This is a genomic window from Pseudanabaena sp. PCC 7367 (genome assembly GCF_000317065.1).
GTDB classification, from domain to species: domain Bacteria; phylum Cyanobacteriota; class Cyanobacteriia; order Pseudanabaenales; family Pseudanabaenaceae; genus Thalassoporum; species Thalassoporum mexicanum.
Genome location: NC_019701.1, coordinates 3,154,551 through 3,167,229 on the forward strand (window position 1 = coordinate 3,154,551; position 12,679 = coordinate 3,167,229).

The window sequence follows — 12,679 nt, forward strand, 5'->3', positions numbered from 1 at the left end:
TTATAGAGGTAATGACACCACAAAACAGGTCTTACCCGGCACCGAATCTATGATCAAGCTACCGTTGTGACGGATTTCCACAATCCGACGTACCACATCCAGCCCCAGACCAGAGCCCTTGCCCATCGGCTTAGTTGTAAAAAATGGCTCCAGAATCCGGTTTTTTAGTTCCACTGGAATACCAGGGCCATTGTCTTCAAGCTCAACCCTGAGCCGATCGCCCTTTTGGCAGGTGCGAATCTGGATTCTGGGTGAATCTCCATTGGCAGTTTTTTCATTTACAGCATCGATCGCATTGTCGATTAAATTAGTCCAAACTTGGTTTAGCTCACTGCCATAGGCGGTGATTTCTGGCAATGCTTGGTCATAGCAACGCTCCACCTTGATTCCATATTTAAGCTTGAAGGCAAACAGGCGCAATGTATCTTCAATTCCATCATGGACATTCACCTGCTGCTGAGCCGCCCGATCCATATAGGAATAAGACTTCATCGATTGCACCAGGGTGGAAATGCGCTCCGCCCCATCCAAACCGCTGTTAATCATTCCCATCACATCAAAGGACAACGCCAACCAGCGCAACCCCATATCCCTTAGTTCCGAAGGATCATCCCGCCAGCGCTCCATCAGCGAATCTAGCACTTCTGGCTCTACTTCGCCTGCCGCCAGGGGCTCTGCCAGTTTCCAAGCATTTTCTACGCCATAATCCTCCAACCAATCGGAGAGCAAATCTTCCCGTTCTCCCTGAGCGATCGGGTTATTTTTAGGGTTGGCGATCGCGGCAAACCCATGATCGCGCAATTCTTCCCATTTTTGAGTATGGGCCTCGTCCACTTGCTGTTGACCATAGACCAGATTCATCCGCTGCAACTCCAACAGAGCCGGTTTAACATCCTTGAGGGCACGCACCAGAGCCGCCGCTGGGTTATTCAGTTCATGGGCTAATCCTGCCGCCAACGTCCCTAGAGCTGCCATTTTTTCACGACTGCGAATAAATGATTCTAGCCCCCGCAAGCGCTGCTCCATCGTGCGCAGAATATCTTTTTCAAACTCCCGGCAACTGTGGAGCATTTCGACGAAGTCAGCACAATCAAGACGATATAGATCAACGTCGCTGTCAACCGTAAGCGTTACTGGCACTAGATCATCAGTGAGACATTGAACTTCGCCAAAGAAAGCGGGTGCCTGGTGACGGCCAACGGGAATATCCGCCCCATTACTCATGCGGGTGACCGTGATCAGACCGCTAAGCTGGATAAAAAATCCTTTCGGCGGTTCACCTTCACCCACCACAACTGCACCAGCACCAAGCTGAATATGCTCAGCCCGATCGCAAATCCATTCCAGGCGATCGGGAGGCAGAACCTGAAAAGCTTTTATTTGCAACAATGATTCTGTACATAGCTTTTTGGGCGTTGATGGCATTGGTATTCTCCACTGTGCCAGTTGGCATTAGTTATTCGTGAATAGGGCATAAATTTAGCTAGCACATCCCAGACTGATGCAAAACCGGAGTGAATGGCTAGCCTAGAGTGGTACCAAAAGACAAAGGGGGCAACGATCGCTACCCCCCCCCATATCTTAGCCTCATCTTAGCCTCAAGCTCGAATTTGACAACTCAAGTTGCTTCAAGCTGTTAACTCATGCTTAAAATCAAATCTATGGAATCAGTGGAATCCGAGCACTTTGAGTAATTTGATCGTAGGCAACTTCTAAATTGCTCTTCAAACCAATATCATTAGGGCCGTACATGGCCTGAAACTTGAAGTCGCTATACTTAGCGGGCGGGATCGCTGATTGGGCAAAAGCCTCTTCGCGGGATAAATCCTGAGCCTTCCAATCCAAGGCCATCCGCTCCAGGTCTCTAATGTATTCTTGAGCACCCTTAATACCACTCAAATCAGTCACAGGGCCATGTCCAGGCACCACCGTGGCATCGGGGAAAGTGACAATCAAACGATATAAACTACCCTGTAGCTCGCGGATATCACCATCTCCTAGATAGGGGAAACGCTGATGGAAGACAATATCACCAGTGAATAAGACCCCCGCATCAGGCACATAGGCGATCAAGTCAGTACCACCGGAATGACCTTCTACCCGCTCGATTTGCACCTGACGACCACCCAGCCAGATCTCGGTTTCACTATTCACAATCAGGTCGGGTAGTTTGGGACTGGGATCGTATGCTTTGTTGTTAGTGGCAATAAATTCCCGGATCAGCCCTCGACCAATGATCGGAATGCCGCGATCGCCTGCGGCTGGATTACCACCGGTATGGTCAAAGTGATAGTGGGTATTGAGCACATACAATACTGGTTGCTCAGTCAAGCTGGCCGCCACATCCAGGATCAAATTGCCCAGATCTTTAGACTGAAATGGATCGATTACCAATACACCCTCATTGCCAATTACAATTCCACCATTGCTGATGGCAACATCCTCGCTAGCAGGCGGAAAGTCGGTATCGGCAACCAGAGCATATACGCCAGAGCCCACTTCAGCCAGGGTCAAGTTGGCCTGATTCAAACGTGCTTCGATCGAGGCTGGGGCAATGGTTTCTTGAGCCTCTTGGGCTTGGACGGCTGGTATATAGTTATGCCAACCAATAATGCCAAAGAAGGTGAGCATTGCCGCAAGGGCTGTAGCAGCTAGACGGAGAGCTTGAGATCGCATTTTTGCTTTAATTTGAGGTTTTGTTTCTATTTTTGGTTTAACCATTCTCACACCTGTTCTTATGCATGTCCTTGCGCCATCGTAACCAAAGATGAGGTTTGGCTACCAAATCCAATGGATTTACTTAAATTACTCCTAACATGCCTGACTGCAAGCTACTTCACCCGATCGGTAAAAACTTGTTGTTATTCTCTTCCATTGAGGAAAGTCAGCATGAGCCCAAAATTTACAGCGTTATGTTGTGTTTTTACTTAGACCTAAACAGACTGTTATTGCAGCATATCAATAAAAACATTACATCACTCCAGGTATAAGGCTTAGTTAAGGATCTCTAAGGATCTCTGTTGATGAGTTTTTAAATTAGATCTACTACATATGTCAAATTAAAATTGAGGCATAACAGACTGGCAGGGTTACTTGCTGGCAATGGCGTGGCGATCGCTTGAGCCCAATCACTCTATGAACGATTTGTTCTAAACGATTTGTTCTATATGACGAGCATCTGCCGTAATGATGCTCAGGCCAGCCTCGATCCCTTGGCCGATTGTGATTAGATGGGCAAGAGATGAGCAAGACTAGCCGAATTGAAAACCCAAACTGAAAACCAAAATAATCCAGATATCAGGCCACTGGCAACGGCCAAACCCTAATAAAATAGACTGACAGGGGCAGAATCAAAAGCAATCGCAAACTTTAGTAATTAACCCATGAAAGGAATTATCCTCGCCGGTGGATCGGGCACCAGACTCTATCCGATCACCCAGGTAATCAGTAAACAACTGATGCCAGTTTATGATAAACCGATGATTTATTATCCGCTGTCGATCCTGATGTTGGCAGGTATCCGCGAGATTATGATTATTTCTACACCCCGTGACTTACCCCTGTTTCAGCAATTACTGGGGGATGGCAGCCAATGGGGACTAGAGTTTAGTTACATGGAACAACCGAAACCAGAGGGGCTGGCGCAGGCTTTTTTATTGGCCAAGGATTTTATTAATCATCAGCCAGTATGTTTGATTCTGGGCGATAACATTTTCTATGGTCAGGGGCTGAGGAGCAAACTGCGGGAATCGGCGCGGTTGAACACAGGGGGGATCGTGTTTGGCTATCGGGTCACCGATCCACAACGCTATGGGGTGATTGAGTTCGATCGCCAGGGTTGGGCAATCAGCCTGGCGGAAAAACCAGCCGAGCCTAAGTCTAACTATGCGGTCACTGGTATTTATTTCTATGACTCTCAGGTGGTTGACCTGGCGGCACAACTTCAGCCCTCGGCGCGGGGTGAGCTGGAAATTACCGATTTGAATATGCTCTATTTAAAACAGGGCAACTTAAAGGTGGAAATCCTGGGGCGGGGCAATGCCTGGCTGGATACGGGCACCCATGAGTCTTTGCATCAGGCGGCTAATTTTATTCAAACCCTGGAGCAGCGGCAAGGCGTAAAAATTGCCTGTATTGAAGAAATCGCCTATCGACAGGGCTATATTGATGCCGATCGCCTCAAGGATTTGGCTCAACCGTTGGCCAAGGGAGCCTATGGCAAGTATTTATTACAGGTCTGCCAGGAAATTCCTCATATTGAGATAGAGGATTGATTGTTTCCTCATCACCTACCACCACCTAGCCAGCAAGATATGGCCTAAGCCAGTCGCCATTGGCATAATTCATTCGCATCATAATTATGTGCAATAGCCACCGTCGATCGCAAAATCCGCACCGCAATACCTTCTTCCAATTAATTGAAAATTGAAAATTGAAACTGAAGCCTCGCTCGCCATCTGCATAAGCAATCTATGAATAAATCGATCGCCTCCTGGCAAAATCTATTTACCGCTAAGTCTGTGCTCAAAAATCTCCGTAAGTTAGTTTCGCTGGATGTGATCGCCCCTATGCTGGTTGGCGTGGCCGTCTTATTAATCTGGGAGGTGTCAGTTCGGGTCACCAATACACCGCCGTTTATTTTGCCGGGGCCCTGGTTAGTGCTAAAAACAATGCGGCAGGAATGGGGCAATCTTTTTCCCGCCCTGTTAAATACCTTGGCAGTGACGGTGGTGGCATTCCTGGTGTCGGCGGCTTCTGGGTTGTTTGTGGCAATTTTGTTTGCCCAGAGCAAGTGGATCGAAAAAAGTCTTTACCCCTATGCGGTGGTGATCCAAACTACGCCCCTGGCAGCGATCGCGCCGTTAATTATTATCTGGCTCAAGAACAACACCTTTGGTGCATTGGTAATTTGTGCCTGGATCGCGGCGCTGTTTCCAGTCATTTCCAACACCACCTTTGGCCTGAATAGCATTGATTCTAATTTAGGCGATTTGTTTAAGCTCTATAAAGCTTCGCGCTGGCAAACCATGCTCTATTTGCGATTGCCCTCGGCGTTGCCTTACTTTTTGGCTGGGTTACGCATCAGTGGCGGTTTGGCCTTAATCGGGGCAGTGGTGGCTGAGTTTGTGGCGGGTACTGGTGGTTCTGGGTCTGGCATTGCCTACAAAATTTTGATCGCTGGCTATAATTTACAAGTGCCAAAAATGTTTGCCGCATTGCTGATGACCACCGCCCTGGGGATTATTATTTTTGTGGTTTTATCCGCCCTCTCCGATTTGATCTTGCGGGATTGGCATGAAAGCTCTGTCCAGCAGGAAGGCAAGATTTAAGCCTAAACAATAAACATATGTGAAATTAAGTCCGGCTAATATCTCACTAAAAGCATCTGTAACCTTTGCTCCTATTATATTTGCGATCAACTAAAACAATCTGCGATTAGATCTACTAGGAAAAAATGAAGCCAGAGATTGACTTTGCCTTACATCAGCAATGGATTGATCAGGCGATCGCCCTGGCCAAGGCTGCCGGACAGGTTGGCGAAATCCCGGTGGGTGCGATTGTGGTCGATCATCATCAGCAAATTATAGCCACTGGTGTAAATCGCCGCGAACGCGATCGCAATCCGATTGCCCATGCTGAAATTGTAGCGATCCAGGCCGCTGCCCAAAACCTGAAGCGTTGGCAACTGCATGACTGTAGTTTGTATGTCACGCTGGAGCCATGCCCAATGTGTGCGGGGGCAATTTTGCAGGCGCGAATTAAGCGTTTAGTTTATGGTGCAATAGATCCCAAAGCAGGCGCGATCCATACGGTTTTGAATCTTCCCCACAGTCCCGCTACTTTTCATCGGCTCGAAGCGATCGCAGGGATCAGGGCACAGGCTTGCCAACAACTGCTCCAGGATTGGTTCCAAGCCCATCGCCATGCAAGTGATTAAAGTGATTAATATTATTGCAAAAGTAAGCGCTTCAAGCCTAATTAACGTCAACTTAGGTTAAGAATAAGCTTGAAAGAATTGTGCTAGTAGGAATAACTAAAAATTAGTTAGAAAATGTCGGGATTTAGTGATTAAGCGTTATTTAAATTGTCTACTAAATTATTTATGCTCCCAACAACCCCTAGCGGCCGATTTTATCGACTCGGCAATATGCTTCCCAACGTGGATTTTCCCGATAATTTACAATTACTGGATTGCTAAGGCTATTGATTTCCACATTATCTTCCTTCAGGTCAGGCGGCCACAGGAACATATTTTGCATCACCGCCGGAGTCAGGTAGCGAGTTGGGATCGGCAGCGCCAGTTGATTACTGATATTTATTGCCTGCCTAGCTGCCAGACTAAACCCCCAGGGGCCAAAGGTGGGCACATCTGCCACATATTGCTGCACCACCAGACCAGCACTCTGCATTGTTTTACGAATACAAGCAGTTGCCTTGGGCGCAAAAAACGGACTGGAGGATTGACAGCCGATCGCGCCGTTCTCGGCCAAGCGTGGCAGTAATTTGGCATAAAACTCCTGGGAATAGAGCTTGGAAATCACATCCACCACCGCATCCGGAAAGTCAATAATAATCACATCAAAGATGTCGGTGAGGTCAGCGATCGCCGCGAATGCATCCGCAAAGATAAGCTCCACCTTGGGATCGGAAAACGAATGCTGATTGAGATTACTCAACAATGGCTCATTGATCGCTAGGTCAACGATCGACTCATCTAAGTCAATTAAAACCGCCCGCTCCACTTCTGGCCATTTCAATACCTCCCGCATCGCCAGCCCATCGCCCGCGCCGAGCAATAGCACCTGTTTACGATCGTTATCAGTAGCACCACTGGCACTCATGGCCGGATGCACCAGCGCTTCGTGATAGCGATATTCATCAATGCTGCACAGTTGCATATCCCCGTCGATAAACAACACGAAATCATCGCCTTGTTTGACAAACTCAACCTTTTGGTAAGGGGATACAAATTGCTTCAGGATCTGGGCAGGGAAACAGATCGAGCTAAGGGGTGTGATCGTTTGTTCTTGCATTGATTATCTCCTGCTCATTCCTGCCTACTCGCTTAATAAATATGCCTGCCTGTTTTAAATTAAATTAAATTAAATTAAATATGATAATGCTCACCATTGGCGATCGCCGCACTGAGTTTATGTCTGGGCAATTGCAACAACAAATGATTACCAGCCCGAAAAGTTTGCACCAGATATTCACATGCTTCCTGGGGGCGAGTTTGCTCACCACAGGTAAACACATCAACCGCAGCATAGTTTGCTTCCGGCCAGGTATGAATCGAGATATGGGATTCTGCTAGCAAAACCAGCGCCGTAACCCCCTGGGGCGTAAACTGATGGGAAACTTCACTCAAAAGGGTCGATTCTGCTACCTTTGCGGCCTCGCGCAGTGCCTTTTCTACAAAGTGGCGATCGTCCAGCAGATGGGAAGGACATTCGTAGAGTTCCAGAATACAATGTGCCCCAAGGGCTTCTAAATATCGATTCCCCAACCGATCGACTGTAGGCATGTTTAGGGAATTGATCGGTTTACGCCGCTCAAGCTGATCTCGCAATTAGTCACCTCACATCCTTTTTTAAAGGGCTAATGGTTGGCAGGATTTTTCTAGATATTTAAACTAGATGTTAAAAAAATATGGTCTGGTTCCGCTTAAGTAAAGGTTACGCTCGATCGTTGCTAACTCCCATCCACCAATGGTTACTAATTTGTAGCCCCCTATTCAGGTGATAGTTAGAGTTGTAATTAAAAGTTGTAACTAAATGCTCGATCGTAAATCAACCTCTTTTCTGGCGATCTAAAACGTGATCTAAAATTCAGTTCACGACTTAGAATTGACGCGTGATTTATTGATTCAGACTGGGCGATCGCCGAACTTAACCGTTCCTTTACTTAAATTAACCAAAACAACTATAAATCGTAGCACAGCTAAAACAATCCTAGTAGCAGCACAAGGAATAGATGGGTGCAAATATTGTTGAGATCATTTCGATCGCCTCTACCTCGCAGGAATTAGCAAGAATTGTTTGAGTTTGCGATAACTCCTGTCAGTCCAGAATTAACAGCGACCAATGGCTTTTATACGATCAACAAAGGTAAATAGAGGCAAGAGGGGAAAGAGCGATCGGAATATATCTGCTGAGTTGCTTCGATGAAATCACTTACCTTTGTGGTGTGGGGTGGCATAGCCGTGTTGCTGTGCCGATCGATTAGGGGAAAAGCAGCACTGGCGATCGCAATGCCAACTTTGTGCCCTGCCTGCCAACAATGACAAGTGGGGCGGAGTTTTATTAAATAGTCCAGGACTTCTTCAGTGGCGATTAATTTCGGTGCTTGCCAAGACTGCCTAAATCGGGCTCGCAAAACTCCCATACTGATCAGCATTTGCCGCCCATCGGGATAAATGTCCAACAGTTTAATCACCCAATCGGTATCTGCCACATTCGTCGCCGCATAGAGCTTGAACTCCGGTGTCCCAGCGATGCTTAAATTTGTGGTCAATGGTTCGGCCTCATAAACTAACAAATCCCAACTCTGGTGGGTTGGCCGTTGATCATGGGGGCCATAGTTACTCATGGGGTTGGGCTGACGTGGATCATAGACATAAATATCCGGCGCGCGATCGCTGTCTGGTTCAGTGCTAGTCAATTGTCGATCGGCATTTAAAAATAACTGGGCATAATCAACACCAGCCTGACTATTTGCGATCTTAATTGCGCTGTGATCATTACTAGACAAATTCGGCTGATCAACCTGGCTCTGGATATTTTGATTTAGCTCAACAGAACTAGATCGATCAAGGCTGGTGCGATCGAAGTTAGGGCAATGGTTAAACGATCGCCATTTATTTTGTCCCATCATAAAAATTTGCAGCGCTGACCGTTGGGCAATCCCGTTGTCGATCCCTTTCAGCCAGAAATCAAACCAATCGATTTGTAACTGGTCAATGTGCGATCGCGCCGCCTCACCAAAATCAATCTCACCCACCTGCGCTAGCCAGGGCATATGCTGCCAGGGGCCAACTACTAAATGCTGGGGTTTATTGGTATGTTGCTTGGCTTGCACATAGGTGTTGAGGGTGGCTTCAATGAAAATATCCGCCCAACCAGCAATATGCAAAGCCGGTAGATCGAAACTTTCAAATTTGCTGAGTGGATTTAAGTCTTGCCAATATTGATCATCAACCTGGGGATTGCCAATCCAATCAAAGAAAAACTGGCCAAGCGGTTCATCTCTCAGGATCGCCAATTGATCCAGCGGGGTGTAGTTCAACCACTTGTCTAGCTCCCGTTGCGCCGCGATCAGGTTAGTGGTCTGGGGCTCTTGTTTGAGGTAATAGGCACGATTTTGGGTCAGTTGCAGTGCCCAACCAAGATCAAACCCCAGCGCGATCGCCCCACCAAAATAAAACCAGCCGTGATAAAAGTCGGCAGTGGCCATACCAGGACAGATCGTTACCAAGCCCGGTGGTTGCATCATCGCCGCTTGAAATTGTGTCACCCCCTGATAGGAAAACCCATACATCCCCACCTTGCCATTGCTACCCGCTAGCGATCGGGCACACCACTGCACCGTATCGTAGCCATCGTTATATTCATGGCGAAAGGGATAAAACTCGCCCTCTGCGGTGCCGCAACCGCGTACATCCTGGATCACCACAATATAACCCTGCATTGCATACCAACTGGGATGTTTGTAGGTGACGGTCGAAGCGATCGCCCGACCATAGGGTAGTCGCATCAGCAAAACTGGCAACGGTTGATCGACTCCCTTGGGGCGATAGACATCGGCGGTGAGGTTAACGCCGTCGCGCATGGGGATTTTGACCTGGCGATCGACGCTGACTTTACGATTAAAGGATGGGCGGGTGGCGGACATAGATAAATTAAGAAAATACTGCTTATTGGCTTATTGGCAAACATATAACAAAATATCAAGCAATAATTATATGATGGCGATCACCTGATGATTCTGACTCATCGAGCTTAAACAGCGATCATTGTTGTAAATGTAAAATGCAGTTTTCGATTTGCACCAATGAGCCGTGCTTTGACTAGTTGTATAAACTCTTTCCTGGTTAATTAAATGACGCTCTAGTTCAGTTATCCCCCTGTAAGATAGGTATAAGCTAAACCTAAGCGATGCAATTGCCCTGAGGTGAATTATGGCTGCACCAGACCTGATCAAGCCACCAACTCAAACTCTGCCCCTTGAAAGTGGTGACAAGCTCTCTCGTGAGGAGTTTGAACGCCGATATATGGCTATGCCCCACGTTAAGAAAGCAGAGTTAATCAAAGGAATTGTTTATATGGCCTCACCCCTGAGATATCGAAGTCATGCTAAACCTCATATCCGGATTTCGACCTGGCTGGGCACCTATGAGTCAGCAACCCCAGGCATCGGGGCAGGAGATAATGGCACGGTGCGTCTGGACGAAGATAATGAAGTGCAACCGGATGCCTTCTTGATGATCGAGCATGGTGGACAGGCATCAATTAGCGAAGATGATTACATTGAAGGGGCTCCAGAGCTAATCGTTGAGGTTGCCGCTAGCAGTGCATCGATCGACTTGCATGACAAACTCACTGCCTATCAACGCAATCAGGTGCAAGAATACCTGGTGTGGCGAATTTATGATCAGAGTTTTGATTGGTTTCATCTGGTAGATGGCAGGTATGAACAAATGCCAGTCAATGAAGAAGGGATAATCTGCTCTAAGGTATTTCCTGGATTATGGCTGGATCAGAATGCTCTGCTGGGTGGGAATATGGCTAAAGTCCTAGAGGTATTGCAGCAAGGACTGGCTACGCCTGAGCATCAAGCCTTTGTCGAGAAACTGTCACAATCTGGTAACTAATTCATCAGTCCTAAGCCTAATCCTAGGCAACTGTCTATGAGTTAACTAACTAAAATGATATCCGTGATACCATGTCGAGTCGATCGCCTTAATCAAATGAAATAACCCAATGAAAGAACTAGTCGCCGCAGCGATCGCCAAGCTTGCCTCCACCTTCGCCGCGATTGACTTACAAACCAAGCACAACCTGGAGTGGGTCTTGGCCGCCTTTCGGGAGCATAAACTGGGCGCACATCATTTCGCCAGCGTGTCTGGTTATGGCCATGACGATGCGGGGCGGGAATTATTAGATAAAGTTTGGGCGCAAATTTTTGGTGCAGAGGCCGCGATCGTACGGGTACAGTTGGTTTCAGGAACCCATGCGATCGCCTGTTGTTTATTTGGCATCCTCCGTCCCGGCGATGAGTTGCTCTCGGTGGCAGGCGCACCCTATGACACACTGGCACAAGTAATCGGTCAAAATGGGGCTAAGCAAGATTCTGGTCAAGGATCGCTGTGTGATTTTGGGATTAGCTATCGCCAGGTAGATCTAACTGCAACGGGCGAAATTGACTGGCAGGCATTAGCCACTGCAATTCGGCCAGAAACCCGGATGGTACTGATTCAGCGCTCCTGTGGTTATGATTGGCGTGCCAGCCTTTCGATCGAAGCGATCGCCAGAATTATTGAAATAGTAAAACAGCAAAATCCCCACACCATTTGCTTTGTAGACAACTGCTATGGCGAGTTCATTGCCGAGCAAGAACCAACCGCAGTGGGTGCAGACCTGGTGGCGGGTTCATTGATTAAAAACCCTGGCGGCACGATCGCTACCACGGGCGGTTATATTGCTGGTAAAGCTGAATATGTGGAAATGGCAGCCTGTCGGCTTACTGCACCAGGGATCGGCACTTCTGGTGGTGCCACCCTCGACCAAACTCGATTAATGTTTCAGGGGCTCTTCCTAGCGCCGCAAATGGTGGGTGAAGCGATCAAAGGCAATCATCTTGCTGCCTATGTGTTCGATCGGCTCGGCTATGCAGTAAATCCATTGCCCTTTGCGCCCCGCCGTGATCTGATTCAGGCGATTAAGCTAGGTTCGCCAGAAAAGTTAATTGCCTTTTGTCGATCGATCCAGAAATATTCACCTGTGGATTCCTATGTTGATCCAGTGCCTGGTCATATGCCGGGATATGAAAGTCAGTTGGTGATGGCGGGTGGCACATTCATTGATGGCAGCACCTCGGAGCTTTCCGCCGATGGCCCGTTACGATCGCCCTATGTGGTTTATTTGCAAGGCGGCACCCATTGGAGCCATGTGGCGATCGCCTTAGAGAATCTGGTGCTTTAGCCAATTTTTCAGATCTTATCGGCTAACCTAAGTGCTTTTTAGTGCTTTTTAGACTTTTGTAACAAAGCTGGCAGGGATCTATATGGATATCTATATGAACAGCAATTGAACCAAAGATATGACTCTTGGGTCTAAATCAATGCGGGATAGGTTGTTAACCGCTGCGATCCGCTTGGCTAGATTAATTTGAGGTTGCCAAAGCTTTCAATTTAACCAAGCTATCACCCAACCGGATGAATCGAGTGGAGGATGAGTCGATTGATAACAACCACATAAAGTAAGTTCAACGCCAATTTAAATTGATATTTCTATCATTTGGTAGTTGCTCTGAATTTTTACAACATTTTTGCTACTCAAAGTAAAACAAGGGTAATTCTAGGAAAAATCATTAAAATGGCCGCAATTCATAACCTCAATCGATCGAACTTCCGTCACTAACTAGCTTGAATCATCAACTAAATTAATCAATAAGGCTTGTC

The 12,679-nt window shown here is 47.3% G+C and carries 10 protein-coding genes; 5 read left to right on the forward strand and 5 right to left on the reverse strand.

Features of this window, described 5'->3' with window-relative positions; translation table 11 throughout:
• Both PSE7367_RS12550 and PSE7367_RS12555 read right to left on the reverse strand, forming a co-directional pair.
• Nucleotides 1-1,425, reverse strand: a complete 1,425-nt coding sequence (locus PSE7367_RS12550) for a sensor histidine kinase (RefSeq protein ID WP_015165727.1) — start codon at nucleotides 1,423-1,425, stop codon at nucleotides 1-3.
• Between the two features lie 234 nt (nucleotides 1,426-1,659).
• On the reverse strand, nucleotides 1,660-2,721 hold the full coding sequence (locus PSE7367_RS12555) for an MBL fold metallo-hydrolase (RefSeq protein WP_156800399.1): 1,062 nt from the start codon (nucleotides 2,719-2,721) through the stop codon (nucleotides 1,660-1,662).
• A 662-nt stretch (nucleotides 2,722-3,383) separates the two neighbouring features.
• On the opposite strand from PSE7367_RS12555, the gene rfbA reads away from it, so the two are divergent.
• From rfbA to PSE7367_RS12570, 3 genes are all read left to right on the forward strand, one after another.
• Entirely contained in the window at nucleotides 3,384-4,274 is an 891-nt protein-coding gene (gene rfbA / locus PSE7367_RS12560; protein WP_015165729.1) for a glucose-1-phosphate thymidylyltransferase RfbA, read from the forward strand.
• A gap of 198 nt (nucleotides 4,275-4,472) precedes the next feature.
• The gene (locus PSE7367_RS12565; protein WP_015165730.1) at nucleotides 4,473-5,330 is read left to right on the forward strand and encodes an ABC transporter permease; all 858 of its coding nucleotides are present in this window, start codon (nucleotides 4,473-4,475) and stop codon (nucleotides 5,328-5,330) included.
• A gap of 125 nt (nucleotides 5,331-5,455) precedes the next feature.
• Nucleotides 5,456-5,938 carry a nucleoside deaminase gene (locus tag PSE7367_RS12570; protein WP_015165731.1) on the forward strand — a complete coding sequence of 161 codons (483 nt, stop codon included), beginning with the start codon at nucleotides 5,456-5,458 and terminating at the stop codon, nucleotides 5,936-5,938.
• 181 nt (nucleotides 5,939-6,119) lie between these two features.
• On the opposite strand, the gene PSE7367_RS12575 is transcribed toward PSE7367_RS12570, so the two are convergent.
• From PSE7367_RS12575 to PSE7367_RS12585, 3 genes are all read right to left on the reverse strand, one after another.
• Complete coding sequence (locus tag PSE7367_RS12575; RefSeq protein WP_015165732.1) at nucleotides 6,120-7,034, reverse strand: spermine/spermidine synthase domain-containing protein; 915 nt, start codon at nucleotides 7,032-7,034, stop codon at nucleotides 6,120-6,122.
• A 74-nt stretch (nucleotides 7,035-7,108) separates the two neighbouring features.
• Entirely contained in the window at nucleotides 7,109-7,525 is a 417-nt protein-coding gene (speD, locus tag PSE7367_RS12580; protein ID WP_051037966.1) for an adenosylmethionine decarboxylase, read from the reverse strand.
• 566 nt (nucleotides 7,526-8,091) lie between these two features.
• The gene (locus PSE7367_RS12585) at nucleotides 8,092-9,891 is read right to left on the reverse strand and encodes a CocE/NonD family hydrolase (protein WP_015165734.1); all 1,800 of its coding nucleotides are present in this window, start codon (nucleotides 9,889-9,891) and stop codon (nucleotides 8,092-8,094) included.
• Nucleotides 9,892-10,177: 286 nt separating this feature from the next.
• Here PSE7367_RS12585 and PSE7367_RS12590 point away from each other — a divergent pair, with 286 nt between their 5' ends.
• Both PSE7367_RS12590 and PSE7367_RS12595 read left to right on the forward strand, forming a co-directional pair.
• The gene (locus PSE7367_RS12590; protein WP_015165735.1) at nucleotides 10,178-10,870 is read left to right on the forward strand and encodes a Uma2 family endonuclease; all 693 of its coding nucleotides are present in this window, start codon (nucleotides 10,178-10,180) and stop codon (nucleotides 10,868-10,870) included.
• A gap of 109 nt (nucleotides 10,871-10,979) precedes the next feature.
• Entirely contained in the window at nucleotides 10,980-12,200 is a 1,221-nt protein-coding gene (locus PSE7367_RS12595) for a methionine gamma-lyase family protein (RefSeq protein ID WP_015165736.1), read from the forward strand.
• The last annotated feature ends 479 nt before the right edge of the window (nucleotides 12,201-12,679 follow it).

Excerpts from the sequence above, each read along its gene's own strand:
- rfbA (WP_015165729.1), top strand. The coding sequence starts at position 3,384 with ATGAAAGGAATTATCCTCGCCGGTGGATCGGGCACCAGACTCTATCCG.
- PSE7367_RS12565 (WP_015165730.1), top strand. The coding sequence starts at position 4,473 with ATGAATAAATCGATCGCCTCCTGGCAAAATCTATTTACCGCTAAGTCT.
- speD (WP_051037966.1), bottom strand. The coding sequence starts at position 7,525 with ATGCCTACAGTCGATCGGTTGGGGAATCGATATTTAGAAGCCCTTGGG.
- PSE7367_RS12555 (WP_156800399.1), bottom strand. The coding sequence starts at position 2,721 with ATGGTTAAACCAAAAATAGAAACAAAACCTCAAATTAAAGCAAAAATG.
- PSE7367_RS12585 (WP_015165734.1), bottom strand. The coding sequence starts at position 9,891 with ATGTCCGCCACCCGCCCATCCTTTAATCGTAAAGTCAGCGTCGATCGC.
- PSE7367_RS12590 (WP_015165735.1), top strand. The coding sequence starts at position 10,178 with ATGGCTGCACCAGACCTGATCAAGCCACCAACTCAAACTCTGCCCCTT.
- PSE7367_RS12550 (WP_015165727.1), bottom strand. The coding sequence starts at position 1,425 with ATGCCATCAACGCCCAAAAAGCTATGTACAGAATCATTGTTGCAAATA.
- PSE7367_RS12570 (WP_015165731.1), top strand. The coding sequence starts at position 5,456 with ATGAAGCCAGAGATTGACTTTGCCTTACATCAGCAATGGATTGATCAG.
- PSE7367_RS12575 (WP_015165732.1), bottom strand. The coding sequence starts at position 7,034 with ATGCAAGAACAAACGATCACACCCCTTAGCTCGATCTGTTTCCCTGCC.
- PSE7367_RS12595 (WP_015165736.1), top strand. The coding sequence starts at position 10,980 with ATGAAAGAACTAGTCGCCGCAGCGATCGCCAAGCTTGCCTCCACCTTC.